27 protein-coding genes and 1 tRNA gene are annotated in these 25,920 nt (G+C 63.6%); 14 read left to right on the top strand and 14 right to left on the bottom strand.

Going from position 1 to position 25,920, the window contains the following annotated elements; translation table 11 throughout:
• Positions 1–39 precede the first annotated feature (39 nt).
• A complete protein-coding gene (locus FJ956_RS12165) occupies positions 40–1,110 on the bottom strand; it encodes a diguanylate cyclase (protein WP_140677242.1) in 1,071 nt (356 codons plus the stop codon).
• 317 nt (positions 1,111–1,427) lie between these two features.
• On the opposite strand from FJ956_RS12165, the gene FJ956_RS12160 reads away from it, so the two are divergent.
• Positions 1,428–1,847, top strand: a complete 420-nt coding sequence (locus FJ956_RS12160) for a GFA family protein (RefSeq protein WP_140677244.1) — start codon at positions 1,428–1,430, stop codon at positions 1,845–1,847.
• 78 nt (positions 1,848–1,925) lie between these two features.
• Positions 1,926–2,285 (top strand): diacylglycerol kinase, encoded by a 360-nt coding sequence (locus FJ956_RS12155; RefSeq protein WP_140677246.1) that lies wholly within the window; start codon positions 1,926–1,928, stop codon positions 2,283–2,285.
• A 10-nt stretch (positions 2,286–2,295) separates the two neighbouring features.
• Here FJ956_RS12155 and FJ956_RS12150 read toward each other — a convergent pair whose 3' ends face one another.
• Together FJ956_RS12150 and FJ956_RS12145 are read right to left on the bottom strand one after the other, a co-directional pair.
• Positions 2,296–2,895: a DedA family protein gene (locus FJ956_RS12150; protein WP_140677248.1), complete on the bottom strand. Its 600-nt coding sequence runs from the start codon at positions 2,893–2,895 to the stop codon at positions 2,296–2,298.
• Positions 2,892–3,455 (bottom strand): DUF1003 domain-containing protein, encoded by a 564-nt coding sequence (locus FJ956_RS12145; RefSeq protein WP_140677250.1) that lies wholly within the window; start codon positions 3,453–3,455, stop codon positions 2,892–2,894. Before FJ956_RS12145 ends, FJ956_RS12150 begins: the two co-directional genes overlap by 4 nt.
• Before the next feature lie 90 nt (positions 3,456–3,545).
• Here FJ956_RS12145 and FJ956_RS12140 point away from each other — a divergent pair, with 90 nt between their 5' ends.
• The 5 genes from FJ956_RS12140 (at position 3,546) to FJ956_RS12120 (ending at position 10,496) form a co-directional block, all read left to right on the top strand.
• Positions 3,546–4,259 carry a DNA-3-methyladenine glycosylase I gene (locus tag FJ956_RS12140; RefSeq protein ID WP_140677252.1) on the top strand — a complete coding sequence of 238 codons (714 nt, stop codon included), beginning with the start codon at positions 3,546–3,548 and terminating at the stop codon, positions 4,257–4,259.
• Between the two features lie 479 nt (positions 4,260–4,738).
• Entirely contained in the window at positions 4,739–6,418 is a 1,680-nt protein-coding gene (locus FJ956_RS12135) for an NAD+ synthase (protein WP_140677254.1), read from the top strand.
• 20 nt (positions 6,419–6,438) lie between these two features.
• Positions 6,439–6,852 (top strand): GNAT family N-acetyltransferase, encoded by a 414-nt coding sequence (locus FJ956_RS12130; RefSeq protein ID WP_140677256.1) that lies wholly within the window; start codon positions 6,439–6,441, stop codon positions 6,850–6,852.
• Positions 6,853–7,227: 375 nt separating this feature from the next.
• Positions 7,228–9,033, top strand: coding sequence for an ABC transporter ATP-binding protein (locus FJ956_RS12125; protein ID WP_140677257.1), 1,806 nt, complete (start codon positions 7,228–7,230; stop codon positions 9,031–9,033).
• A gap of 311 nt (positions 9,034–9,344) precedes the next feature.
• Positions 9,345–10,496, top strand: coding sequence for a hypothetical protein (locus FJ956_RS12120; protein WP_140677520.1), 1,152 nt, complete (start codon positions 9,345–9,347; stop codon positions 10,494–10,496).
• A gap of 115 nt (positions 10,497–10,611) precedes the next feature.
• Here FJ956_RS12120 and FJ956_RS12115 read toward each other — a convergent pair whose 3' ends face one another.
• The 4 genes from FJ956_RS12115 to FJ956_RS12100 all read right to left on the bottom strand — a co-directional run bounded on the left by FJ956_RS12115 (position 10,612) and on the right by FJ956_RS12100 (position 13,587).
• Positions 10,612–11,100, bottom strand: a complete 489-nt coding sequence (locus tag FJ956_RS12115; RefSeq protein WP_140677259.1) for an NUDIX hydrolase — start codon at positions 11,098–11,100, stop codon at positions 10,612–10,614.
• Between the two features lie 197 nt (positions 11,101–11,297).
• Complete coding sequence (gene gpt, locus FJ956_RS12110; RefSeq protein ID WP_095765134.1) at positions 11,298–11,798, bottom strand: xanthine phosphoribosyltransferase; 501 nt, start codon at positions 11,796–11,798, stop codon at positions 11,298–11,300.
• Positions 11,799–11,925: 127 nt separating this feature from the next.
• Positions 11,926–12,759 carry a universal stress protein gene (locus FJ956_RS12105; RefSeq protein WP_140677261.1) on the bottom strand — a complete coding sequence of 278 codons (834 nt, stop codon included), beginning with the start codon at positions 12,757–12,759 and terminating at the stop codon, positions 11,926–11,928.
• 87 nt (positions 12,760–12,846) lie between these two features.
• Positions 12,847–13,587: a competence/damage-inducible protein A gene (locus tag FJ956_RS12100; protein ID WP_140677263.1), complete on the bottom strand. Its 741-nt coding sequence runs from the start codon at positions 13,585–13,587 to the stop codon at positions 12,847–12,849.
• Positions 13,588–13,717: 130 nt separating this feature from the next.
• On the opposite strand from FJ956_RS12100, the gene FJ956_RS12095 reads away from it, so the two are divergent.
• Together FJ956_RS12095 and FJ956_RS12090 are read left to right on the top strand one after the other, a co-directional pair.
• Positions 13,718–14,692, top strand: coding sequence for an alpha/beta hydrolase (locus FJ956_RS12095; protein ID WP_140677265.1), 975 nt, complete (start codon positions 13,718–13,720; stop codon positions 14,690–14,692).
• A 167-nt stretch (positions 14,693–14,859) separates the two neighbouring features.
• Positions 14,860–15,132: a hypothetical protein gene (locus FJ956_RS12090; RefSeq protein WP_140677267.1), complete on the top strand. Its 273-nt coding sequence runs from the start codon at positions 14,860–14,862 to the stop codon at positions 15,130–15,132.
• A 67-nt stretch (positions 15,133–15,199) separates the two neighbouring features.
• On the opposite strand, the gene FJ956_RS12085 is transcribed toward FJ956_RS12090, so the two are convergent.
• The 3 genes from FJ956_RS12085 to FJ956_RS12075 form a co-directional block, all read right to left on the bottom strand.
• Positions 15,200–15,439: a DUF2188 domain-containing protein gene (locus FJ956_RS12085; protein ID WP_140677270.1), complete on the bottom strand. Its 240-nt coding sequence runs from the start codon at positions 15,437–15,439 to the stop codon at positions 15,200–15,202.
• A 25-nt stretch (positions 15,440–15,464) separates the two neighbouring features.
• On the bottom strand, positions 15,465–15,743 hold the full coding sequence (locus FJ956_RS12080; RefSeq protein ID WP_140677272.1) for a DUF982 domain-containing protein: 279 nt from the start codon (positions 15,741–15,743) through the stop codon (positions 15,465–15,467).
• Positions 15,744–16,187: 444 nt separating this feature from the next.
• Complete coding sequence (locus tag FJ956_RS12075; protein WP_140677274.1) at positions 16,188–17,291, bottom strand: NADH:flavin oxidoreductase/NADH oxidase; 1,104 nt, start codon at positions 17,289–17,291, stop codon at positions 16,188–16,190.
• Between the two features lie 154 nt (positions 17,292–17,445).
• Here FJ956_RS12075 and FJ956_RS12070 point away from each other — a divergent pair, with 154 nt between their 5' ends.
• Complete coding sequence (locus FJ956_RS12070; RefSeq protein WP_140677276.1) at positions 17,446–18,024, top strand: NUDIX domain-containing protein; 579 nt, start codon at positions 17,446–17,448, stop codon at positions 18,022–18,024.
• A gap of 83 nt (positions 18,025–18,107) precedes the next feature.
• Here FJ956_RS12070 and FJ956_RS12065 read toward each other — a convergent pair.
• Positions 18,108–18,193, bottom strand: a tRNA-Leu gene (locus FJ956_RS12065).
• 193 nt (positions 18,194–18,386) lie between these two features.
• Between FJ956_RS12065 and FJ956_RS12060 the strand changes: the two genes are divergently transcribed.
• On the top strand, positions 18,387–18,614 hold the full coding sequence (locus FJ956_RS12060; RefSeq protein ID WP_140677278.1) for a hypothetical protein: 228 nt from the start codon (positions 18,387–18,389) through the stop codon (positions 18,612–18,614).
• A 244-nt stretch (positions 18,615–18,858) separates the two neighbouring features.
• Here the strand turns inward: FJ956_RS12060 and FJ956_RS12055 are convergent, their stop codons facing one another.
• On the bottom strand, positions 18,859–19,524 hold the full coding sequence (locus FJ956_RS12055; protein ID WP_140677280.1) for an outer membrane protein: 666 nt from the start codon (positions 19,522–19,524) through the stop codon (positions 18,859–18,861).
• Between the two features lie 158 nt (positions 19,525–19,682).
• Between FJ956_RS12055 and ade the strand changes: the two genes are divergently transcribed.
• Positions 19,683–21,500 carry an adenine deaminase gene (gene ade, locus FJ956_RS12050; RefSeq protein WP_140677282.1) on the top strand — a complete coding sequence of 606 codons (1,818 nt, stop codon included), beginning with the start codon at positions 19,683–19,685 and terminating at the stop codon, positions 21,498–21,500.
• A 7-nt stretch (positions 21,501–21,507) separates the two neighbouring features.
• Here ade and FJ956_RS12045 read toward each other — a convergent pair whose 3' ends face one another.
• Positions 21,508–22,671 carry an alpha/beta hydrolase gene (locus tag FJ956_RS12045; RefSeq protein ID WP_140677284.1) on the bottom strand — a complete coding sequence of 388 codons (1,164 nt, stop codon included), beginning with the start codon at positions 22,669–22,671 and terminating at the stop codon, positions 21,508–21,510.
• Positions 22,672–22,776: 105 nt separating this feature from the next.
• Positions 22,777–23,853: an alpha/beta hydrolase gene (locus FJ956_RS12040; RefSeq protein WP_140650978.1), complete on the bottom strand. Its 1,077-nt coding sequence runs from the start codon at positions 23,851–23,853 to the stop codon at positions 22,777–22,779.
• Positions 23,854–24,086: 233 nt separating this feature from the next.
• Between FJ956_RS12040 and ilvA the strand changes: the two genes are divergently transcribed.
• Positions 24,087–25,343 (top strand): threonine ammonia-lyase IlvA, encoded by a 1,257-nt coding sequence (gene ilvA, locus FJ956_RS12035; protein ID WP_140677286.1) that lies wholly within the window; start codon positions 24,087–24,089, stop codon positions 25,341–25,343.
• Complete coding sequence (locus FJ956_RS12030; protein WP_140677288.1) at positions 25,340–25,900, top strand: DUF1697 domain-containing protein; 561 nt, start codon at positions 25,340–25,342, stop codon at positions 25,898–25,900. Before ilvA ends, FJ956_RS12030 begins: the two co-directional genes overlap by 4 nt.
• Positions 25,901–25,920 lie beyond the last annotated feature (20 nt).

Genomic DNA, 25,920 nt, shown 5'->3' with positions numbered 1-25,920 from the left:
AAATATAGTCCACAAAAATTCGTCTGGAAAGGGGGCGTGTCAGTCTTTCTTGTAAAGCAGCCAGCCCTTGGCGGGGCGGCCCGCCGTCGTCGAATGCCTGGTGACCCGGTTGCGGCCGCCGACCTTGGAGCGATAAAGCGCGCGGTCCGCCTTGGTGTAGAGGTCTTCGGGGTTTTCCGCCTCCGAAGCCATGCAGATACCCAGCGATACGGTAACGGTGCCGTAGTTGATGCCGCTCTGGCTGCTGGCGAACGGGGTCTGCTCGATCAGCGCGCGGATGCGCTCGGCGATCTCGTAAGTGGCTTCCTCGCTGGCGCCCTCGACGATAAGCGCAAATTCCTCGCCGCCGGTGCGCGCGACAAATATGTCGGCGCGCACGCTGGACTGGAATATCTCGGCGATGATCTGCAGGATCCTGTCGCCGACCGGATGGCCGTAGCGATCGTTTATATCCTTGAAATGGTCGATATCGGCAAGGATCAAGGCGTTGAACAGGATGCCGCGATTGCTGTTGTAGATCCGGGCGATCTCCTTGTCGAAGGCACGGCGGTTCCACAGCTGCGTGAGCGGGTCGGTGTCGGCGAGCCGCTTGTATTCCTCGAGCTTCGACTTGACGCTTTCGAGTTCGGCCGTCTTTTCGCTGAGCGTGCTGGCGATCTGGCGGCCGTGATCGATCGTCGAGCTGGTGGCGGCCGACATGGCGCCCGCGATCTTCTGCAGGAGCTCTTGCGAGAGCAAGCTGCGATTGCTCAGGCCGCTCGATGTCTCGTCGAGGATGCGGCCGTACTTCTCGATATGCGAGTGCTCACTGCGCAACAGCGCGGCGATGTCCTCGAGCTCCTTGGCGACCATCTCGCGAGCGTGCTCGACGATGGCCGGACCGTGGTGCTGGGGAAAGAACGTGCGCCCGATGCCGTCGAGGTCCTCCTGGGTCGGGCGGCTGCTCAACGAGACGACGGCAAGGCTGAGCTCGCGGTTGCTGCCGCTCAGCGCCTCGTAGAAAATCTCGTAGTTGCGCGGCAATCCGAGCACGCCGAGCTGTCGCATCGTCGCCACGACGGTGCTGGCGATGTCGGTGTTCCTGTCGGTCGGAATGGCTGCCGGCTGCATGTTGTGTTCACTGCCCCTTCAGTGCGACCGGAGACCTGCCACCGCCGGGAGTCGCTCACGCGGGGATTTGAATCAGAATTGCGACGGCGCGTCCCCAACACGACCATCGCTTGTAGGAATCATAAATGCAGTCCCGCTAAAGTTTCCTTAATAGCCGGCATTTCCTCATTGTCTTTGCTACCACAGGGTGCAAAGCGGTGCAGGCGCAGCTTCTGAAAACGCGTCGCCCCGGTGTCGCATTTGCCGGTGCCCGGCCATCTCAAAACTGAAATTCTATCCGGCAATGAACGGAGCAGATGGCGTCGACAGAGGCCGGAATGGACGAAAACCATAGCGGATCGTGCCTGTGCGGAGCGGTGCGTTTCAGGACGAGCGGGCCGTTGCGCGGCGTCGTCTACTGCCACTGCTCGCAGTGCCGTCGGCAAACCGGCCATTTCGTCGCGGCAACCGCCTCCAAGGACGCCGATATCGTCATAGAGGGCGCCGACGCGCTCACCTGGTACGGCGCCTCCGGTGTGGCGAAACGCGGTTTCTGCCGCACCTGCGGCTCGCTGCTCTTTTGGAAGCACAATGAACTGGACACGATCTCCATCATGGCCGGATCCTTCGAGAGGCCGAGCGGCCTCTCGGCGGAAAGCCACATCTTTGTCGGCGACAAGGGCGATTACTATTCGATCGAGGATGGGTTGCCGCAGTTCGAGAAATCGACGCCGTCGATAAAGGTCGCGGACGGATGAATTTTGCGGCGGCTGCCTTATTCCCTTGATCCCGCCATTGCGATATCCCCTGCCGGTGACTCGCAAAGGGGCAGAGGCATGCAGCGGCTGATCGATGCTTTCATCAATTCAGTGCGGGCCTTCCGCAAGTTGGCCGCCCATGAAAAAGCGTTCCAGCAGGAATTGCTGTTGCTTGCGCTCGCCTTGCCGGCCGGCTGGTTCATCTCGGTCTCCTGGCGCGGCTATGCCTTGCTGATCGGCGCGGTGCTGCTCCTGATCATGGTCGAAGTGCTCAACACCGGCATCGAGGCGGCCTGCGACGCGATCTCGCGCGAATTCCACATCGACATCCAGCTTGCCAAGGATTGCGGCTCGCTGGCGGTGCTGATCTCAATCGTGATTGCCGGCGGCGTCTGGGGCATCGCCCTCATCGAACGCCTTATCGGCGCGCCGATCTGATCCTTGCCGATCAGGATCCTGCCCGATCTTCCTTGGCGCGTTCGCGTCCGGCAAAATGATGGCCGACCAGCCAGGCAATAATCGCCACGACCACGCCAACCCCAAGGGCAATGAGCAGGCGCTCATGCCGCGCGAACGCCTGGCCCACCATGTGCTCCGCGCCCAGGCCGAAGACATAGCCGATGCCGCTGAACAGGGCCGCCCAGACCGCGGACGAGATGGCATTCAGGATGACGAAACGCGGCATGGACACGGTCGACAGGCCGGCGGCGATGCCGCCAACCAGACGCATGCCGTAGATATAGCGGTTGGTCAGCACGAAAATGTTGGGATGGGTGTTGAGCAGGCGGTAGGCGCGGCTGAAGCCCGGACGCCTGCGCAACAGTCTCACATAGCGATGTTCGGCGAAGCTGCGCCCCATGGTGAAGAAGGACGTGTCGCCGGCGAAGGCGCCGAGAAAGGCGGCGAGGAAAGTCTGCCACAACACGAAAACATGCTGATGAGCGAAGAAACCGCCCAGGATCGCGGCGCTTTCGCCTTCGGCCACGCAGCCCAGGAATACCGCGATCAGCCCGTATTGCTCGATGAAATGGTGGATGGCCTCGCTCATTCTGTTGCGGGTCGCGCCGACAGTTTCTCGTCGATACGCCTGATTTGCTCGGCCATGCGCAGGATTTCGTCACGCATGCCGATGATCTCGCTGTGGCGCAGCTCGTCGAGCTTTTCATGCAGGGCCATGATCTCGATCTCGGCCTTCAGATTGACCTCGTAGTCATGCGCCGCGTCGATGCGGTCGCGCTCGGTCTGGCGGTTCTGCGACATCATGATTACTGGCGCCTGAAGGGCGGCCACCATCGACAGAACAAGGTTGAGGAAGATGAAAGGGTAGGGGTCGAAGGCGTCGCGCGTGAGCAGCCAGACATTGCCGACGGTCCAAATAACGAGAAAGGCAAGGAAGCCGAGGATGAAGGACCAGGAGCCGCCGATCCTGGCGATGGTGTCGGCAATACGGTCGCCATAGGTCTCGTGGGAGGCGATGGCCTTGTTGGTGTCGCGCGTGATGGTGGTGCGTTCGAGCGTCGACTTCAGCACGCGGCTCTCGAGCGGACCGAAACCGTCCGGCTTTCGCTTAAGCAAACGGTTCGCCATGTCCTCGACGATCTTGTTCATCTGCCTTCTCCTTGGCCGGGCGTCGATAGAGGTAGAGGCTGCCGGGCCGGACGTGAAGTGCTAGATTGCAGCGAACAGGCGAGGACAACGATGCTCGAGTTCCAGAAAATCCACGCGCGGGCGGCAAAGCGCAAGGGCGGAGAGGCCGTACTCGCTCCGCTGCTTGGCCCGGCGCCCGACAACACCGCGGTGGCGAAAATCCCTGACGACCGCATTCTCTCCACCATGGCCGAGCGCATTTTCGCCGCCGGCTTCGTGTGGCGCGTCATCGAACAGAAATGGCCGGGTTTCGAGGAAGCGTTCCTCGGCTTCGAGCCGAAGCGGCTGTTGTTCCAGCCGGACGACTTCTGGCACGAGCTTGCATCCGACAGCCGCATCGTGCGCAATCCGCAGAAGATCAAGTCGGTGCGCGACAATGCCGCGTTCGTCGACCGCGTCTCGAAGGAGAATGGCAGCTTCGGCAAATTCATCGCCTCCTGGCCGGCGGACGATCAGGTCGGCCTGACCGCTTATCTGGCCAAGCATGGCAGCCGGCTCGGCGGCAACACCGGACAGTATTTCCTGCGCTGGATGGAATGGGACACGTTTGTCGTCTCCACCGACATGGCGGCGGCTTTGCGCGATGCCGGCCTCGATATCGCCGAGAACCCGACCTCGAAGCGAGATCTCGGCAAGATCCAGGCACAGATCAACCAATGGTCGGCCGAGACCGGCCTGCCGCGCCGCCACATCTCGCGCATCCTGGCGATGTCGATCGGTGAGAACCGGTCGGCAGAGGCGTTGCGCGAGTATATGGGCGACTAGTGGCACCGCACAGGGATTTTGAAACGTGCCGTTTGTCTTGGTGCAGGATTTTCTATTCATGTCCGTGAAAATCAGCGCAAACGCCGGGGATTGGCTGAAGCCGCCGCAACCTCGTCATTCTATGGCGGAGCAAGGAGCGAAGCGACGCGGCGCAGACCATAGAATCCATGCCGTGACTTGGAAGCGCCGCTGCGGTGCAGAATTCTGCTCCGCTGTGCCTTTCGACCAAGGTAACGGCATGGATTCTAGGGTCTTCGCGACGGAGCTTCGCTCCTGCTCCGCCCTAGAATGACGATCGCGATGGGCGTTTCGGCCAATCTCCAACGCTTGCCACCTGCCAGCGCAAACGGAGCCGACCGGTCAAAATCCCTGTACAGTGTCACTAGGCGAGCCGGATACGATTGACATCCGTCGATCGATCCTATTTGGCACAAGCAATCGCCATTGCGGGGCGATTTCAGCCACGCTAAATCCGTTCCATGACCAAGACCGCTCCCGACATCCTGCGCATCGCCGTCGCCCAGCTCAACCCGACCGTCGGCGACGTCGCCGGCAATCTGGCCAAAGCGCGCGAGGCGAGGGCGGACGCGGCGCGCCAGGGCGCCGATCTGGTGCTCTACACCGAGCTTTTCCTCGCCGGTTATCCGCCGGAAGACCTGGTGCTGAAGCCTTCCTTCCTGAAGGCTTGCGAGAAAGCGGCTGGGGATTTCGCCAAGGACACGGCCGACGGCGGCCCCGGCGTCATCATCGGCACGCCGCTGAAGCGCAAGACCGGCACGCATAATTCCATCGTCTTCGCCGACGGCGGCAAGATCATCGCCGAGCGCTACAAGCTCGATCTGCCGAATTATGGTGAGTTCGACGAGAAGCGCGTGTTCCAGGCCGGACCAGAGCTGCAGGGGCCGGTCAATTTCCGCGGCGTGCGCATCGGCGTTCCGATCTGCGAGGACATCTGGGGCGACATCGCCGTCTGCGAGACGCTGGCCGAGAGCGGCGCCGAGATCCTGCTGGTGCCGAACGGCTCGCCCTATTACCGCGCCAAGATCGACGTCCGCCACCAGGTCGTCATCCGCCAGGTCATCGAGACCAGCCTGCCGATGATCTATGCCAACCAGCTCGGCGGCCAGGACGAGCTGATCTTCGACGGCGCCTCGTTCGCCATCGGGGCCGACAAGACGCTGGCCTTCCAGATGAGCCAGTTCGAGGAGGCGGTCGCCGTCACCACCTGGAAACGGAAAGGCGATCATTGGGTCTGCTCGGAAGGCCCGATGTCGAAGATCCCCGAGCGCGAAGAGGCCGACTACCGGGCCTGCATGCTCGGCCTGCGCGACTACGTCAACAAGAACGGCTTCAAGAACGTCGTGCTCGGCCTTTCCGGCGGCATCGACTCCGCGATCTGCGCTGCTTTGGCGGTCGACGCGCTGGGCGAAGAGCGGTTGCGGACCGTCATGATGCCCTACCGCTATACGTCGAAGGATTCGCTGAAGGATGCGGAAGACTGCGCCAGAGCGCTCGGCTGCCGCTACGACATCGTGCCGATCTCCGAGCCGGTCGAGGGCTTCAGGCACGCGCTGACCCAGCTCTTCGAAGGCACCCAGGAAGGCATCACCGAGGAGAACCTGCAGAGCCGCGCCCGCGGCACGATCCTGATGGCGATCTCGAACAAGTTCGGCTCGATGGTGGTCACCACAGGCAACAAGAGCGAGATGTCGGTCGGCTACGCCACGCTTTACGGCGACATGAACGGCGGCTTCAACCCGATCAAGGATCTCTACAAGATGCAGGTCTACGGGCTGTCGCGCTGGCGCAATTCGCACGTGCCGCCGGGCGCGCTGGGACCTTCCGGCGAGGTCATCCCGAACAACATCATCGACAAGGCGCCGTCGGCGGAGCTGCGCGAGAACCAGACCGACCAGGATTCGCTGCCGCCCTATCCGGTGCTGGACGACATTCTGGAATGCCTGGTGGAGAACGAGATGAGCGTCGACGACATCGTCGCGCGCGGCCACGACCGGACGACGGTGACGCGCGTCGAGCACCTGCTCTACATCGCCGAATACAAGCGCCGCCAGGCGGCGCCAGGCGTGAAGATCACACGGAAGAATTTCGGCCGCGACCGCCGTTATCCGATCACCAACCGTTTCCGGGACCGCAGCTAGTCCGCGAGATTGCGCCGCGCATGCAGGATATTGAAATCAGTTTCGACCTGTCGCGGGTCGATTTCCGGGCAACCTCCGACCAGCTCATGCAAAGCTATTGGGGAGCGTCGCGAACCGACAAGGCGAACCGTCGTGCCTTCGACAACTCGCTTTGCGTTGGCGCCTATCTCGACGGCAGGCAGGTCGGCTTCGCCCGCGCGATCACCGACTATACGATCTTTGCCTATGTCGCCGACGTCATCATCTGGCCGGAGCATCGCGGGCGGGGGATCGGCAAGCGGCTCGTCCAGGCGTTGATCGATCACCCTGAGGTCGCGTCGGTGGCGCATTGGAGCCTGTCGACCGACGATGCCCACACCCTCTACGAGAAGTTCGGCTTCAAGGCGTCGACCGATGGACGCTACATGCGCTTCGACCGCAAGCCGACAGCCTGACAAGGGACGCCAGAGCAACGCCGTTGTTGCAAATTCGTCTCAGTGCTTGGACCAGATGCCATTTCCGTGACGGGCCGACTTGGCGATCGGCTGATGCCTCCCTATAAAGGCGTCTCCGCGATTCCCTTCCGGGAGGACCGTATGGCAGGATTTTACATCGTTACGCGAGGCCGCGAAGCCTAGGTCTGCTCAGGCTTTCCGAAGATTGATCGGAAAGCTGGATGCAGGAGAGGCGTTTGCCGCTGCCGGTCGCCGCCTTCGGGCGGGCGGCCACCATACTGAACCTCCCGCTTTTCAGAGACGCCGCAAGGCGCGGACGCGGGTTTTCCAATTTGAATTTACCGGGACCGGGCTGGTTTGCGCCCGGATGACATCATGGCTCGTTTCAAGACCGACCTGCGCGCGAGCGCCTTTCGCAGCGTGCTTGGCTTTACGTTTGGCCATTGGCGCCAACAGCCGTGGCGGCTTTCGCTCATCATGGGCGCCTTCCTGCTCTCGACGCTGGCCGACGTGCTGACACCCTTCTACTCCGGCCGCCTGGTCGATGCGGTCGCCAGCGGCGCCGGAACCGATGCAGTCGCCTGGAATGCGGCGATGACGGCGTTCTCGACCCTGATGGCGCTGGCGCTGGCCGGCGTCGTGCTGCGCAATGCCGCCTTCCTGTGGATCGTCGAGCTGACGCTGAAGATGATGTCGGACATTGCAGCCGATGCCTTCCACCGGGTGCAGCGCTTCTCGACGGACTGGCACGCCAACAGCTTTGCCGGATCGACGGTGCGCAAGATAACGCGCGGCATGTGGGCGCTGGATCTGCTCAACGACACGATCCTGATCGCGCTGCTGCCGTCGGTCGTCATGCTCGTCGGTTCGACGCTGCTGCTCGGCTGGTTCTGGCCGCTGATGGGGGCAGTGGTGGCCGCCGGTTCGGTGCTGTTCATCGCCGTCACGGCGACGCTGTCGCTCGGCTATGTCGCGCCAGCCGCGCGGCTCGCCAACAGCTGGGACACGCGGCTGGGCGGCTCGCTGGCCGACGCGGTGAGCTGCAACGCCGTCGTCAAGGGCTTCGGCGCGGAGACCCGCGAGGAAGCGCGGCTGGCGCGCGTCGTCGCCAAATGGCGCCTGCGCACCGGCCGCACCTGGATGCGCGGCACCGCCAACGGCACCACGCAGGGGACGCTGCTGCTCCTGATGCGTGCGGCGGTGATCGGTCTTGCCCTCATGTTGTGGGCCTGGGGCCAGGCAAGCGCCGGCGACGTCGCCTTCGTGCTGACCTCGTTCTTCGTGCTGCAGGGCTATCTGCGCGACATCGGCACGCATATCCGCAACCTGCAGCGCTCGATCAACGACATGGAGGAACTGGTCGACTTCCAGTCCGAGCCGCTCGGCATCGAGGACCGGCCCGGCGCCCAGCCGATCCGGATCACCGATGGGCACATCGCCTTCGACAAGGTGACGTTCCACTACGGCAGTCACCGTCTGCCGCTCTACCGCGATTTCTCGGTCGATATCGAGGCCGGCGAACGTGTCGGACTGGTCGGGCATTCGGGCTCGGGCAAGACGACCTTCGTCAAGCTGATCCAGCGGCTCTATGACGTGAATGCCGGGCGGATCCTGATCGACGGCCAGGATATCTCGCAAGTCGAGCAGGCGTCGTTGCGCGGCCAGATCGCCATCGTCCAGCAGGAGCCGATCCTGTTCCACCGCTCGCTTGCCGAGAACATCGCCTATGCCAGGCCCGGTGCCAGCCAGGCCGAGATCGAGCACGCGGCCAAACTCGCCAGCGCGCATGATTTCATCACGAGCCTGCCCAAGGGCTATGGAACCCTGGTCGGCGAGCGTGGCGTGAAATTGTCGGGCGGCGAGCGTCAACGTGTGGCGATCGCCCGTGCCTTCCTGGCCGACGCGCGCATCCTGATCCTGGACGAGGCGACGTCGAGCCTGGATTCGGAATCGGAAGTGCTGATCCAGAGGGCGATGGAGCGGTTGATGATCGGGCGCACGACCCTGGTGATCGCGCACCGGCTCTCGACGGTGCGGGCGCTCGACCGGCTGCTGGTCTTCGATCGCGGCCGTATCGCCGAGGAAGGTTCGCATGACGACCTGATCAGGCTGAACGGCGGCATCTACCGACGGCTGTTCGAGCGTCAGGCGCTCGAATTGACCAAGGGCCTCGTCGCCTGAGGAAAGGGACTGCGCCCGGCTCCGGCCGGGCGCAGTCGGAGCACGGTCTTCGGAGCGATCCGCCTGCCAACTCGACAGTTACAACCGCCTTCACGTTATGCGGATATGACTGCGTAATGTGCTATTCAAGTTTCTTTCTATACATTGAATATTTTAGTAGTTTCTCTCTTAAATTTGATCGACTTCCGCTTTTTGAAGCAACATTCGTCGTATATTTACAGAAAAGAAAATCGGATGTGATAGGCGCTGGCCTCTAGGATTTTTTTGTTTCTGTAGGAATGCCGGTTGAACGGAGATTTTCTTTGGGAAGCATGACCGGCCAGGGAAAGATGGCCGCGCCGTCGACGCGGGAATCCCAGCATGGCTCGGTTCGGCCTTTGGCCGCCGGGGATCTCGAGCACGTCGCCGCGCTATTCCTGATGAAGTTTCGCCATCGTCGCCTCCAGCGCGATCGCGCGATCGCGCAGACGGCCGACTACATGAGGGAGCTTTACCTTGATGGGGATGAGAGCGAGGCTCTTGTCCAGATCGATCCGCAGGGCCGCCTAGGTGGCTTCATGGGCGTTCTGAAAGCCCGCTACGAGCTCAACGGAAGCGCATTGAACGCGGCCATCATCGGTCCCTTCATGACCGATTCAAATACCGATCACGGTTGGGCCGGGCCGCAATTGCTGCGTACCCTGCATCAAGGCGAATTCGATCTCTACCTGACCGACTCCGCCAACCGCACATCCTTGGCCTTCGCGCGTCCGATGAAGTATCAGCTGCTGCCGGTGCACTGCCTGGAATGGACCTGTGTTTTCCGGCCGGGCGCCATGGCCGCCGCCGCGCTGCGCCGTAAATGGCCCGGGCTGCCTCGCTTGGCGCTCGATCCCTTCGCGAAAGCCTTCGACGCTCTTGCAAGAAGAAGGTTCGAGCCATCGGCCCAGCATTCGTCTTCCCAACGGATCCACCGGGAACCGATCGATGCGGTCCGATTTGCGGAGCGACTGCCAATCCTCATGACCGATTATTCCCTTCGGCCGAGTTGGATGGACGGGGAGTTGCCGCGGCTGCTCGCGCTGGCGGCCGAGAAGCGGGCCGACGGGCCGCTTCATTTCGGCGGGACCTACGACGAAACGGGCAAGATGCTGGGCTGCTACGCTTTTTATGGCCAGGCCGGCGGCGTCGCGAACCTGCTGCAAATCCAGGCATCCGGATCCCACTGGGGCGCGACGCTGGATGCTCTCATCGCGGCGGCGCGGGACATGGGTTGCGTGGGCATTGCCGGGCAGTCCCAGAGCCGATTCATGCCGCAGCTCTTCGGCCACCAGCATGTGTTCTTCCGCTATGCCGGGGGAACGATGGTCCGCTCGCGCATTGCCGAGGTCGCGGAAGCGGTCCGCTCCGGCGACATCTTCATCGGCGGATTGATGGGCGATCGTTGGACCCGGCTCAGTTCCGATGATTTCGGCCGCGTCTGACGGATTTTTCCGATCTGACGCAACCCGGGCGGAGTGCTACGGCGAAGTCGCCGAGCCCGCTACGGCGAAGTCGCCGCGCTTTAACGCTCCGCGCTTTTCAAGAATTTGCTTTGAATCAGGCGAATTTGCGCGGCGCGGCGCAGAAGCTGGCGATGATTTGGCAAAGGTCGGGTTCGTTGACCATCCGGACGGCTTCGTTCGGGCCAACCCATTTGCGCGTTCGCGCGCGCTTCTCCTTCCAGCGATCCGCGACGCGGTCGACATGCAGCGGAAAGACCAGGACCTCGCAAGGCACTTCCTCGCCGGAGGTGAGGACTTTGGCATAGAAATAGCGGCCGGCTTCAAAATGCGATATGGAGCCGCGCAGTCCGGCTTCCTCGCCTGCTTCGCGAGCGGCCGCCTGGCAAAGCGGTTCCCTGGCTTCCGGCCAACCCTTGGGCAGCACCCAGCGCCCAGTGTCGCGGCTGGTGATCAGCATGATCTCGACGCCGTTCTCGCCCTCGCGCCACGGCAGGGCGGCAACCTGCAGGCGACAAGGCGCGACGCCGAAGAGCCGCCGGACTCTTTCGGCCATCTGGTTGTGCGTCGTCGGCCTCGTCAACATGGTAGAAGCTGCCCCAGCCTCCAGAATCGTTTGCCACCTTACGAATCTTACGGCGAATTGTGGGCTTTAAAAGTAAAAAACTTCACTCCGCCGGAAAACCCCACCAGAAAAAGTCAGTCTCGCAAAGTAGTCGTGCTCATCGGCTCGACTACATGACGCAGGTTTGAGGCAGATTCTCTGGAGAATATGATGGCTGTTCAGCCGGCGTGATCGTCCGCGATCGGCTTCTGATAAGTGAAGCCCATGTCCCAGGGGAAGTAGATCCAGGTGTCCTGGCTGACCTCGGTGACGAACGTGTCGACCAGCGGTCGGCCCTTCGGCTTGGCATAGACGGTGGCGAAATGCGCCTTGGGCATCATGGCGCGCACGATACCGGCCGTCTTGCCGGTATCGGTCAGGTCGTCGATGATGAGCACGCCGGCCCCGTCATCGGCGAGCAGCGGCGGCGAAATCTCCTTCAGGACCTGCAACTGACCCTGGCTGGTGTAGTCATGGTAGGAGGCGACGCACACCGTCTCGATGACGCGGATGCCGAGCTCGCGCGCGATGATGGCGGCGGGCACCAGGCCGCCGCGGGTGATGCAGACGATTGCTTTCCACTGTCCCTTGTTGGCGCCGGAAAGCCGCCAGGAAAGCGCGCGGGCGTCGCGGTGGAACTGGTCCCAGGAGACGGGAAAGGCTTTTTCGGGAAGGGACATGGTTCGGGCACTCCGCAAAGCACGCCGTCGGCGCGCAGAAACACTGGAATGCACGCGGAATTAGCTGGAAAGCGTTACTCTTGGCAAGGGCAGGGCCGGCGATGGCTGTGGACCCAGGAAATACACCCTAACGCGACAGGAAAGCGGCCACATTCGTGGAGCGCAGCACCGTGCGGGTGACGCCGCCGAACAGAAGCTGGCGCAGCCAGGAGTGGCTGTATGCGCCTAGCACCAGAAGATCGGCGCCGGATTCCGCGATCCTGGCCTGAATCACGTCGTCGACCGAAGTGCCGCCGGATTTCTGCACGCAGACGCTGACATTGGCGCCGTGGCGGGACAGCGCCGCGGCGATCTCGGCGCCGGCGGCTTCCGGAGATTCATCCAGCGTCTCCGGCGGATCGATGACGAGAATGTCGGTCTTGTCGGCCTCGGCGATGAAGGGCAGGGCATCGAACGCCGCGCGGGCCGCTTCCTTGCTACCGTTCCAGGCAAGCAGCACACGCCTGAAGGTTGTCACCAGCGGGCCGTCATGCGGCACGACCAGCACCGGCCGGCCGGCGTCGTAGACCAGCGTGTCGACATCGGCGCTCGGATCGCCCCCGGTGTCACGCTGCGCTGCGATGATCAGATCGGCGGCGCGCACGCTCGATATGCCGGTCAGCGCGCTGTCGCCGGAAAAGCTCTCCAGGCTTCGCCACTCGAAGGACAGGCCGGATTCCTCGATCCGCTGCAGGAAATAGGCCTGCAATTTGTCGGCGCGTTCCTTGTTCATCTCGGCCGAGACCTGCAGGAATTCGGTATCCGGAAAGCCCGTGGCCGACGTGTAGGGCACGGGAAGCGCCTCGGCATGGATGCCGACGAGGTGGCTCTCGAACCTGTCGGCAAGCGGAAGGGCGCAATCGAGCACGCGCTCGGCGTCCTGTTCGTTCTGCAAAATGGCGACGATCGTCTTGAAGCGCATGACCGGTCCCTCGATTGTCTTGCCTGCGCATCCGCGCGGCAAAGGGAACGCCTCAGCGCGTTGACTGGTTCCAGCCGAACCGCCGGGTCAGCCCGCCTCGGCGAACCCCGCCACCATCGCCTCGACGTCTTTGCGGGCAGCCTCGAGGGCTTCCTCGCTGCGGGCCCGGACGACGAGCTCGGTCCAGAACTTGCCGTCGCCATATTTGGGGTACGAGCCGATGATGGTGTCGGGATGCGCTTTTTGGATATCAGCCAGCGGCCCGCCGATCAGGCCTTCGCCGAACGGGCAATGCACGGTGGCCGACAGCATTTTTGTGCCGGCCTTGAGCGTCGGCACCACATTGTCGAGCATGGCCTGGAAGATCGACGGCACGCCGGCCATGACATGGACGTTGCCGATGCGGAAGCCCGGCGCGACGGAGACGGGATTGTCGATGTGGTCGGCGCCGCGCGGCATGCGCGCCATGCGCTTGCGCGCTTCGGTGAATTCGATGCCGCGTGCGGCATAGCTTGCCTCGAGCAGCGCGTAGGCCTTGGCGTCGTATTCGCAGGGCACGCCGAAGGCCTTGGCTACAGAGTCGGCGGTGATGTCGTCATGCGTCGGGCCGATGCCGCCGGTGGTAAAGACATAGGTATAGCGGGCGCGCACGGCATTCACCGCGGCAACGATCTCGTCCTCCTCGTCGGGGACGATGCGCACTTCCTTCAGGTCGATGCCGATCGCCGTCATGATGTCGGCGAGGTGGCCGATGTTCTTGTCCTTGGTACGGCCGGAGAGGATTTCGTCGCCGATGACGAGCATGGCGGCGGTGACGATTTCAGGCATGGCGGGCTCCGGCGCAAAAGGTCGCCTGAGATAACGCGGCCGGTGGCCGGCCGCAATGCGAAAGCCGGATATCCGCTTTTGGCGGCGGCCGTTGCGGATATGGTGCGGTCGGTCGGCCTGGGATGATAGCATGCTGATATCGGTTGTCTCGTGGCTGGTTGCCGGCTTGCTCGTTGCGGTGGCCATCGTCGTGCTTGCCCTGATGGTTGCGACCTGGCGGATAGCGGCAAAGGCCGAAAGACTGGTGCCGGCTTGCGGGAAATTCGTCGAGATCGACGGCAACCGCATCCACTATGTGGAAGAGGGCGACGGCAGGCCGATCGTCTTTGTGCACGGGCTCGGCGCCCAACTCCACCATTTCCGCCACACGCTGTTCGGGCGCTTCGGCGCCGGCTACCGGCTGATCGCGCTCGACCGGCCGGGCTCCGGCTATTCGGTTCGGGCAAGCGGCGCCACCGGCCGGCTGCCCGAACAGGCGGACATCGTGCGGCGCTTCATCGAGGAATTGCGCCTGGAGCGGCCCTTGGTCGTCGGCCATTCGCTCGGTGGGGCCATCGCGCTTGCGCTTGCGACCGGGCATCCGACAGCGATTTCCGGCATCGCGCTGCTCTCGCCGCTGACGCATCTGGAAGCGGCGGGTCGTCAGGGATTTGACCTGCTCTATGTTCCGTCCCGGCTGCTGCGCCGCGCCCTGGCCCATACGGTGGCGATACCGCTCAGCCTTCGCTACGCGCAGCCGACGCTGCGGTTCATTTTCGCGCCGCAAGCGGTTCCCGCGGACTACATGATCGGCGGTGGCGGATGGCTCGGCTTGCGTCCGTCCCACTATTTCGCCACGTCCGCCGATGTCGTGGCCGTGGAACGGGACCTTGGCCAAATTGAAAAGCGCTACCGCGAAATAGCGGTGCCGGCAGGCATTCTGTTCGGCACCGGCGACCAGGTGATCGGCGAGGCCGTGCATGGCGAACCGATGCTGGACAAGATCGAGGGCCTCGACTTCGAAAGGGTCGAAGGTCTGGGCCACATGCCGCAATTTGCGGAGCCCGAACGGGTCGTCGCCTTTATCCAGCGTATCGCCGCGCGTGCCTTCACCAACGTGAAATGATTAGCGCCGGCGCTCGCGGCTTTTCACGCGGCGTCACGCAAATGTGTCGGACATTCTGTCCCACCCGGAATTTCCAGGGGAACCTTCGCACCCAACCCAGGGTTTCGTTTTTGTCGCTGTGGGGCTGCGGTCCCACGAATTTTGCGATCAAGAGAATGGAGAATCCGATGCTTACAAGACTTATTGCAGCTTCGGCGCTGGTGCTGGCCATGGGTGGCGCGGCCGTGGCGCAGTCATCCGACGACTGGTGGTGGTGGCACCGCGACCATCGTCCCGACACGAGCCAGCAGGTAGATCCCTATACCACGGGCAGCATCAATGGCGGTTCCGGGCTGACCACCTACGGCAGCACCGGTGCTATTGGGCCGTGCGCCGACACCACACCCGGTCCGGATGCCAACTCGCAACAGAACGTCAACGACCATTATTGCGGAAAGTAGCGCCGCATAGCCACCGGCGGCCGGTCTGAGGCCTTACGGCTTCGCCGGTCGCGGTGCGGTTCCAACTCTAGTCGGAGACTTCGGTCTGCGGCCGGTCGCGGCCATCGGCCAGTTCGTCATGCCACTTGCCTTCGGCGTCCTCATATTGGATGCCGTCGGTGGTACCGGCAACCTGTTGCTCGGACGAAGCGATCTCGGCGGCGCGCAGCGCCTCCTGGTGCGTGCGGAAAGTCTCGGAAAACGTCGTGCCGACCTTGTAGGCCCAGCCGCCATCATGCTCGACGATCTTGTAAGTCAGCTTCGCCATGGAATCCTCCGGTTAAGAAGCGTGCTCAGTGCAGCTTTCCGTCAGGCAGCCTGTCTTCGGGAACCAGAACTTCCGATTCCTTGGCCGCCTCGACAAGGGCGCGACGTGCGTCCGCTGTCGAACGATAACCTTCCAGCGCTTTGAGGCAAGTGTCGAGAGCATCGCGATGGCGATCGCCGCGATTGAGCGGCCAAACGGTCATCAGGCACTCGGCGGCCTCGCGGGTGCTGCTGATCTGGCGGTATTTGCCGACATGGCCGAGCTCGACCACCACCGGCTTTTCAAAGGGTTTGTTGTCCATCATGGCCGCCAACGTAAAGCGGCCAAATTGGTTGCAGTGTGGCGGGGATCCTGCGCCCTAACGTCTCAGGACGTTGCCGATTTCCGGTTTTGTTTTGACGCAATTCCGGGCGGAAGGCCACGGCGAAGCCGCCGAGCCTGATCGTGTCGCACTTTTCCTGGAATTGCTTTAGGCTGCGCTGACATTCAGGTGATGCCGGCCTGCGAACGATGGTTTCCTGCGCTTCCAGCCTTCGCCGGCCGAAGCATGCATTTAGGAGAGTGACGTAGCAGTTAAGGCTTCGGCCGGCGTAGGCCGGTGCTCACGTACTTTAAGTACGCTCCGCTCCGGCCTTCGCCGGCCGAAGCCCTCATAAGTGTCTCCGCTCTATGAAGGCTATGGCCGGCGTAGGTCGGTTCTCGTAAACCACCGTTCTCGGCTCGACCTGACCTGAATCTCAACGCAGCCCTAGCCGGCGACCTTCATCCAATGCCGCATCGTCGTCACCGAACGCGCCAACTGTGGCGCCGGACGGATTTCCTCGCCGAAGGCGGCGGCCGCGCGCCAGCCCCAGCGCGGGTCGGCGAGGAATGCGCGCGCCAGCGCCACCATGTCGGCACGGCCTTCGGCGACGATCGCCTCGGCCTGGCTCGGATCGTCGATCAGCCCCACGGCGCGCGTCGGAATGCCGGCGCCCTTGCGCACGGCTTCGGCCAGATGCACCTGGTAGCCGGGGCCGGGCGGCACCTGCTGCAGGGGCGAATTGCCGCCGCTGGAGCAGCAGATATAGGCGATGCCCTCGGCCTTCAGCGCCTTGGCCACCTCGATCGCGTCCTCGACGTCGAAACCGCCGTCGACCCATTCCTTCACCGAAAGGCGCGCCCCCAACATCATGGACGGGGCGGCCTTCCTCACCGCCTTGGCGATTTCGACCGCAAAGCGCATGCGGTTTTCCAGCGACCCGCCCCAGCGGTCCGTCCGCTGGTTGGACAGCGGCGAGAGGAACTGGAAGATCAGATAGCCATGCGCGGCGTGCAGTTCGGCAAAGTCGAAGCCGGCGCGTTCGGCGCGTGCGGCCGACTGCGCAAAACGCGCAATCAGCTCCAGGATCTCGTCATCGTCCAGCGCATGCGGCACGTTCCAGCCAGTGTCATAGGCGATGGCGGAGGCCGAGACCGTCTGCCAGGGATCCTCGCCAGGCTGCAGCGGACCGCCGCCTTCCCAAGGTTTGCGGTTGGAGGCCTTGCGGCCGGCATGGGCAAGCTGAACGCCGAATTTCGTGCCGGGCGCGGCGACGCGCCTGGCGGCGTCGAGCGTGCGCTTGGCGGCCGCCTCGTTGTCGTCGGAATAAAGCCCGAGGCAGCCATGCGAGATGCGCCCGCGTCGCTCGACATCGGTCATCTCGACGGTGACCATGTCGGCGCCCGACATCGCCAGGTTCATCCAGTGATGCAGATGCCAGTCGCTGGCCGAGCCGTCCTCGGCCGAATACTGGCACATGGGGGCGACCGCGATGCGGTTGGAGAAGGTGAGACCGCCGAGGGTGATCGGCTGGAAAAGCGATGACGTCATGAAACGGGCTCCTGGGAAGATACGGCTATCTAAGCAGTCGCGACGTGTCGCGCCAGACACGAGCAGGTGAAACGCCCGCTGGACCAGTCGGTTTCCAGGATTGCGCAGGCGCCGGTTCGCCGCTAACGCTGCCGCGGGCAGCACGGAGGTCGTCATGGAAGATCGCATTCGCATCCGTTCCGAGGAGGTCCTTTCGGACGACTGGGCGGTGCTGAAGAAGACGGTGCTCGACTACCGCCGCCGCGACGGGCGATGGGAGACGCAGACCCGCCAGACCTACGATCGCGGCGACGGCGCGGTGATCCTGCCCTTCGATCCGCAGCGCTCGACCGTGCTCCTGGTGCGTCAATTCCGCTTCCCGGCCTACGCCGTAGGCCACCGCGAGCCGCTGATCGAGGCCTGCGCCGGGCTGCTCGACGAAAACGATCCCGAAACCGCCATCCGCAAGGAAGCGGAAGAGGAATTGGGCTACCGCCTCAAGGACGTCGAGCGGCTGTTCGCGCCGTTCATGAGTCCCGGCAGCGTGACGGAGCGGCTCTGGTTCTTTACCGCGCGCTATTCGCCGGCCGACCGCATTTCCGACGGCGGCGGCGCGCCAGAGGAGGGCGAGGACATCGAGGTTCTCGAAATGCCGCTGGACGAGGCGCTGGCGGCCATCGCCGACGGGCGGATCATGGATGCCAAGACGATCATCCTGATACAGCATTTGAAGCTCAATCCGATGAAGGGTTGAGTACCAGCGCCCCAAGACTTGGGAGGACGCACCTTCGTCCAATAGGCTGTCGGCTTGCCAGCCAAAGCTCGAAGAGCGAAGGCTGGTGCGGACGACGGGAATCGAACCCGTACGATCAGAGATCGAGGGATTTTAAGTCCCTTGCGTCTACCAATTCCGCCACGTCCGCAGGCGTGCCCTTTTCAGATGCCTGATATGAGCCGTCAAGCCATGTTTCGGATCGGTTGCGCTTTGTGCGGCCGCCGTCCTGCCTCCTTCGCGGCGTAGATTTAACATTAGTGATGTTTAAAATGCCAAATTCTCCAAACCGATCCCATTAGCCTTTGTGTGCGAGCCTAATGGCTGGCTTTGATGGTGGGACCATGCGTGGGCCAGGCTGGATCAGGGGACTGCGGGAGGCGGAGGCGCGGCAGCTGCGCAGCGAGATCGATCGGCTCGAACGCGGGCTGATCGAGGCCGCCAATTCGAAGGCCAAATGGAACCTGCACGAGGTCGCGCACACGCTGCGCTGGCAAAAAGCGCGGCTGCGGCGGCTGGAGGAATGCCTCGAGGCGATGCCGGAGGGAAAGACCGTCTCGCGCCGGTCCTGACCGGTCGCCCGCAACCTTTCGGCGAAGCCTATCGGCCATGTTCGTCCGCAGGGTGGCAAAGTGGCGCGATCGCGGAATTACGGTCTGCTGAGAGTACGTTAGTGTTTGCCACGCGGCGGATCGATCCGCCGAGGCCGGCGTCCATCAGGCCCCTACCCATTCCCCCGCCCCCTGCGGGCGCCGGCCACCTGAATTTTCAAGAGATGCGGGAGGGGCGTTCCGCATCGTTGCGGCGCCGCAAGCCTCAGAATTTATAGCTGAAATTCACGCCAAGCGTCTGCAGCTTCACGTCCTGATCGCGGTCGGCGAAGGTGTCCGGCGCATCGAAATGCTCCTTGCCGAAATCGTAGTAGCGGTATTGCGCGCCGACGACGACATTGTCGGTCAAGGCATAGTCGACGCCGGCGCCGAGCGTCCAGCCGGTGCTGGTGCGGGTTCGGGCAAAGGCCGAGCCTGCCGCCTGCGAGGTCTCGATGCCGGCGAAAGAGACGCCGCCGATGCCATAGATCAGCACGCGATCCATGGCATAGCCGGCCTTGGCATTGATCGACCCGAACCACTTGACGTCGGTGCCGAATGTGTTTGCCGGCCCGGCGTCGGCGGTGCCGTCGATCGAGGCGTAGTTGAGATCGGCCTCGGCGCCGATCACGGCCTTGTCGAACTGCCAGAGCCCCGCGACATGGCCGCCGACGAAACCGCCGTCGATGTCGGGCTTCACCGAAAACGGGCCGCCATCGTCGCCGGTGATTTCGGACCGGCCCCAGCCATAGCCGGCCTGCATGCCGGCATAATAGCCGGTCCAGTCGAAGCCGGCTGCGGTCATCGGCAGATCGCTACCCAGATCCGCCGCCCGGGCAGATCCGGACAGCAGGGCAAGAAAGCCGGCACTGGCAAGCGTCAATCGACGCATCGAGCGCTCCGAAATGGCGGTTTCGAACGACTCCTCGCGACAGACTAGCGCCATTCGCCACGAAACGGAATTGCATCTCTGCAACAGTGGTTTACGACCTGACGCTCTGGCTCCGGATGCCGACATTTGCCAAAGTGGCCTATTCAGAGGACCCGCCGATGACCAACGCCAAGCCGACTAGCGCTGCAAAGCCAAAGCCGTGGACCGAGGTGGCGACACATCTGGTCGACGTCGCGATGGGCCGAAAGCCGGCCGATCTGGTCATCCGCAACGGTCGCTGGGTGAACGTCCATTCGGGCGAGATCATCCCCGGCACCGATATCGCGATCGCCGCCGGCCGTTTCGCCTATTGCGGGCCGAACGCCGGCCATGCCATCGGGCAGGGAACGAAGGTCGTCGATGCCGGCGGGCGCTATCTGGTGCCCGGCCTTTGCGACGCACACATGCACGTCGAGAGCGGCATGGTGACGGTGACGGAGTTCTGCCGCGCGGTCATCCCGCACGGCACGACCTCGATGTTCATCGACCCGCACGAGATCGCCAATGTGCTTGGACTGCCGGGCATGCGGCTGATGCATGACGAGGCGGTCGCGATGCCGATCAACGTGCATGTGCAGATGCCGTCCTGCGTGCCGTCGGCGCCGGGGCTGGAGCATGCCGGCGCCGAATTGACGGTCGCCGACGTGGCCGAGGCCATGACCTGGGAAAACATCATCGGCCTCGGCGAAGTGATGAATTTCCCAGGCGTCACTGCCAACAATCCGGTGATGTCCGGCGAGATCGCCGAGACGGTCAAGGCCGGCAAGACGGTCGGCGGGCATTATGCGTCACCCGATCTCGGCCTGCCGTTTCACGGCTATGTCGCGGGCGGGGCGGAGGACGACCATGAAGGCACGCGCGCCGAGGACGCGATCGCGCGCGTGCGCCAGGGCATGAAGGCGATGCTGAGGCTGGGGTCGGCCTGGTACGATGTCGCGGCACAGATCAAGGCGGTGACCGAAGGCGGCATCGATCCGCGCAACTTCATCCTGTGCACCGATGACAGCCATTCCGGCACGCTTGTGCATGAAGGCCATATGGACCGGGTGGTGCGGCACGCCATCAGCCAGGGCCTGAAGCCGGTGACGGCGATCCAGATGGCGACGCTCAACACCGCGCAGCATTTCAGGCTGGAGCGCGAGATCGGCTCCATCGCGCCCGGACGGCTCGCCGATCTGCTGATCGTCTCGGACCTTGCCCAGATGACCATAGACGAGGTCTATGCCCGCGGCGTCCGGCTGGCGAAGGGCGGCAAGCTGGAGATCGACATCCCCGCCTATGACTATCCGCAATCGGCGAAGAACACGGTCAAGCTCGGCAAGAAGCTCGCGGCCAAGGACTTCGACATTTCCGCGCCGAAGGGCGCCAACGAGGTGCGGGCGCGGGTGATCGGCGTGATCGAGAACCAGGCGCCGACGCGCGCTCTGGAAGCCGACCTGCCGGTCGAGGACGGGCTGGTCGCCATGGATCGCCGCAACGACATCTGCCAGATCGCCCTGGTCGAGCGGCATCGCGGCACGGGCGGCGTCACCAACGCCTTCGTCTCCGGCTTCGGCTATGTGAAAGACTGCGCAATGGCGTCCAGCGTGGCGCATGACGCGCACCACATCATCGTCGTCGGCACCAACAAGGAGGACATGGCTTTGGCCGTCAACCGGCTGAGCGAGGTGGGCGGCGGCGTCGTGCTTTATTCCAAGGGCAAGGAACTGGCGCTGGTCGAGATGCCGATCGCCGGCCTGATGTCCGACGAACGCGCCGAGATCGTCGCGGCCAAGGCCGAGCAACTGACCGAGGCGATGCGCAAGGTCGGCTGCTCGCTCAACAACGCCTATATGCAGCACTCGCTGCTGGCGCTGGTGGTCATTCCGGAACTCAGGATCTCGGACGTCGGCCTGGTCGACGTGACGACGTTCCAGAAGGTCGATCTGTTTATCTGAGCGTTAGCTATCCGCCCGTGGCGATGGTCAGCACCTTGAACGGCGTGGTGATGACGACCTCGGCGACCGAGCCGACCGCCTTGCCGAGGCCCTGGCCGATATTGTTGAGCTGCGCCGGGTCGGGCTCGTCCGAAGCAAGCCCGGCCGGCGTGCGCAGCCGGTTGCCCAGCAATTGCACCAGGATCGGGTTGTCGGCGAACTTGGCATGGTTCAGGCCGCCGTCGCCGCCCTTGGCGTGGGTCAAGTCGACGACCGTCACGCCATAATTGGCGAGATCGGCCGCGTTGCCGTAGTCGCCGACGCGCGGCTTGTCGCCGGAAATGAAGCTCGACAGCTTCAGCGCCCGGTCGTCGCCCGAAAGCAGGATGGCGAAGGGTTTGTCCGGCTTGCCGTAGCGGATCATCTGCTTCTTGAAGACATCGACGTCGATGTCGGGCGAGGCGAGGATGACATAGCCGAGCTTGCCATTGAGATCGCGGTCGCCGGTGATGGCAAGCTGGCGCAGCGCCTCCATCGTCAGCCAGGTGCCCATGGAATGGGCGATGATGTCGATGCTCTTGACCTTCGTCTTGGCAAGCATCCGCAGCGTCGCCTCGAGGTCGTCGCGCGCGGCGGTCGAACTGTCCTTGTCGTAGATGTAGCCGGTCGCCTTGGCGCTCGACGCCCATGAGAACAGCACCGGCGTACCCGGATATTTGGTGTCGTGCGCGATCTGCGTCAGCCGATAGATGCCGTCGTCGAAACCGTTGTTGAAGCCGTGCACGAACACCAGGGCGCGGTCGCCGCGCATGGAAATGTCGGCGCCGACCGCCTTGGCGAATTGCTGCGCATCGCCATAGTGGACGACGTCGGTGGCGGTGAATTGCTTGGCCGGGTTGGAGTCGGCCGAGCCCTTGGCGCGCTCGATCGCGCCGACCTGATGGATCTTCGGCACGGTGACGTCGACACGGGCATAGAGGGTGGTCAGCGAACGGTCGCCGTCGAACACCTGGCGCGGATCCTTGGTCGCCTGCTGGCGGGTCGTGGCGACGAAGATCTCGTGCCTGGCGGCGATGTCGGAGGCAGGCGCCGCGACCGCCTTGCGGTTGAGCAGATCATGCGTGGGACCGGCGCAGCCGGCGAGGGCGAGCGTGAAGGCAAGGCCGACAACGATCTTCACATGCACAGTCACCCGGGATCCCCCAAGGGCGGCAAGCTCTCTTGCTACTCCGATAAAGCCAGAGAGCGGCCGGGTCCAGTTCAAAGTCGATGCGATGCGGAAACCGCGCGGATACGGTTACTGCGTGGCCAACTGGCGGATGCGGTCGGTCACGTCGCGATCGCTGGCAAAGCCGTCGTCCTCGCGCAGACGCTGTCCGATCATCTGCACCATCATCGGATTGTCGGCGAATTTGGTGTGATTGAAGCTGTCGGCGCCCTTGACCTTGGAAAGGTCGACCACCGTGACGCCATAGGAGGCGAGGTCGGCGGCATCCCGATAATCGCCGACGCGCGGCCGCGAGCCGGCGATCAGGCCGGAGAGCCTCAGCGCTCGGTCGTCGTCCGACAGGAGCAAGATGAAGGGCTTGTCCGGCTTGCCATAGCGGCGCATCTGACTCTTGAAGACGTCGACATCGATGTCGGGCGAGGCAAGCACGACGTCGCCGAGCTTGCCGCTGAGATCGCGGTCGCCGGTGATGGCGAGCTGGCGCAGCGTCTCCATCGTCACCCAGGTTCCCATCGAATGGGCGACGATGTCGATGCGCCGGGCGCCGGTCTGCGCCAGCATCCGCAACGTCACTTCCAGCTGGTCGCGGGCGGCGGCGGCGCTTTCCTTGTCGTAGACATAGTCGGTGGTCTTGGCGCCGGAAGCCCAGGAGAACAGCACCGGCGTGCCCGGATAGCCGGAATCGTGGACGATCTGGGTCAGCCGGTAGACGGCGTCGTCGAAGCCGGTGTTGTAGCCGTGGACGAAGACCATGACGCGGCCGCCGCGGGCGTCGATATCGGCGTTGAGGGCGCTGGCGAATTTCGGCTGCGTGTCGTAGCCGACGACTTCGGAGGCCATGAAATACTTCGTCGGGTCGTTCGACTTGCCGCGCGAACGGCGTTCGATCTGGCCGGTCTGGTGAATGGGGGGAACTGTGACGTTGACACGCGCATAGTTGAGCGTCGCCGAGCGTTCGCCGTCAAAAACCTTGTTCGGGTCGTCGGAGCGCTTGCGCGTCGTGGCGATGAAGATCGAGTGGTTGCCGGCGATCTCGGTCGCCGTCGTCGGCACGACGACGCTGCCCAGGATTTCCTGCGTCTGGTGGCCCGCGCAGCCTGCTATCAGCAGGGCAAAGGCAATGATCAGAATTGTCTTCAACCGCACGTCGACACTTTCACTGGCAATTCCACTGCGGCCACGATTGGCCGTCCACCTCCGCGGAAACCTCCCGGACAGCCGAAGTGCGGCTAAAGTAAGTCGTGTCCAGCGGAAATTGGCTCAGCGTCGGGCGACAGCCATCGCACTGTTGCGCGAAAGCCAAAACGGCGGCAGGAAGATTGCCGGCACGGGTCACGGCCATTCTGCCGCGTGCCGGCTGTCGAAACGAGGGACTTTCAGTGAACAGCTTTTCCGCCCGCGTTGCCGTGGCCGCCGAAGCGATCCGCGGAATCTTTCCGGAAACGCCGCTGCAGGAGAACGACTATCTGTCGAAGAAGACAGGCGCCCGCATCCTTTTGAAGCGCGAGGATCTGACGCCGGTGCGTTCCTACAAGATCAGGGGCGCCTTCAACTTCTTCCGCAAGGCGCTCGCCGCCGGCAACAATGCCGAGCTGTTCGTCTGCGCCTCGGCAGGCAATCACGCCCAGGGTTTTGCCTTCGTCTGCCGCCATTTCGGCAAGAAGGGCGTCGTGTTCATGCCGGTGACGACGCCGCAGCAGAAGATCGACAAGACGCGGCTGTTCGGCGGCGATTTCGTCGAGATCAGGCTGGTCGGCGACTTCTTCGACGATTGCTACCGCGCCGCCTTCGAATTCACGGAGGCCGCCGGCGCGCATATGGTGCCGCCCTTCGACCACAAGGACATCATCGAGGGCCAGGCGACGGTCGCCTACGAGATCGCGGCCCAGATGCCAGGCGCCCGCGCGCCCGACATCGTCATGCTACCGGTGGGCGGCGGAGGCCTTGCCGCCGGGGTGACGCATTATTTCGCCGACCAGCATCGCGACCCGCGCTTCGTGTTCTGCGAGCCGGCGGGCGCGCCTAGCCTGCGCGAGAGCCTTGCCGGCGGCAAGCGGGTCAAGCTCGCCAAGGTCGACAATTTCGTCGACGGCGCGGCGGTGGCCGAGATCGGTCGAGAGCCGTTGCGCCATCTCAAGGACTTCACCGCCGACGCCGTCCGCCTCGTCCCGGAGAACCGGCTCTGCGCCACCATGATCGAGATGCTCAATGTCGAGGGCGTCGTGCTGGAGCCGGCCGGCGCGCTGGCGATCGATGCGCTCAAGGATTTTTCGCGCAAGGAGATCAGGGGCAAGACCATCGTCGCGGTCGTCTCCGGCGGCAATTTCGACTTCGAGCGGCTGCCGGACGTAAAGGAGAGGGCGCTGCGCTTCGAGGGGCTGAAGAAGTATTTCATCATCCGTTTTCCGCAACGGCCGGGCGCGCTGCGCGATTTCCTCGAAATGCTCGGTGCCGACGACGATATCGCCCGGTTCGAGTATCTGAAAAAATCGGCACGCAATTTCGGTTCGGTGCTGATCGGCATCGAGACCAAGGACCGGCGCAATTTCGACCTGCTGAAAGCCAATTTCGACGCCGAGGGCGTGCAATATCAGGACATCACCGACAACGAGACGCTGGCGGGGTTCATCATATGAGCGCAAAACAAAGCACGGTCTTCGTCGCGCTGTTTTCCGGCATCAATGTCGGCGGCAACCGCATCGTCAAAATGGCGGAGCTCAGAACCTTTTTCAAAAGCCTCGGTTTCAGCGATGTCGCGACGTATGTGCAGAGCGGCAATATCGTGTTCCGGGCGAAGAAGGGGGACGCGGCGACGCTGACCAGGGAGATCGAGGCGGCATTCGAGAAGAAATGGGGCTTTCATTCGCGCATCATGGTGCGCGACGCCGGCTGGTTCGAGCGGCTGGTTGAGGACAATCCCTATCCCGAGATAGCCGGCGAGCCGACCAAGCTGCATGCCTATGCGCTGGAGCGCGAGCCGACCGCCGAGGAGACGCAGCGGCTCGCCGACAAATGCACCGGCCCCGAGCGCTTCGAGATCAAGGGCGACGTGCTTTACCTGCATGCGCCGGACGGGCTCGGCAAATCGGTCTTCGCCAACCTCATCCCACGCACGCTGAAGGTGCCGGGCACGGCACGCAACTGGCGCAGCGTGCTGGCGCTGCTCGACATGGCGGGCAAGGCCGGCGGCTGACTGTTCGAGGCACTTTTCCC

The organism is Mesorhizobium sp. B2-4-3, from assembly GCF_006442815.1.
In the GTDB taxonomy this organism is placed as follows: Bacteria; Pseudomonadota; Alphaproteobacteria; order Rhizobiales; family Rhizobiaceae; genus Mesorhizobium.
Note: the sequence above shows the minus strand (reverse complement) of the source record. Positions and strands in the feature narration are given on the sequence as shown.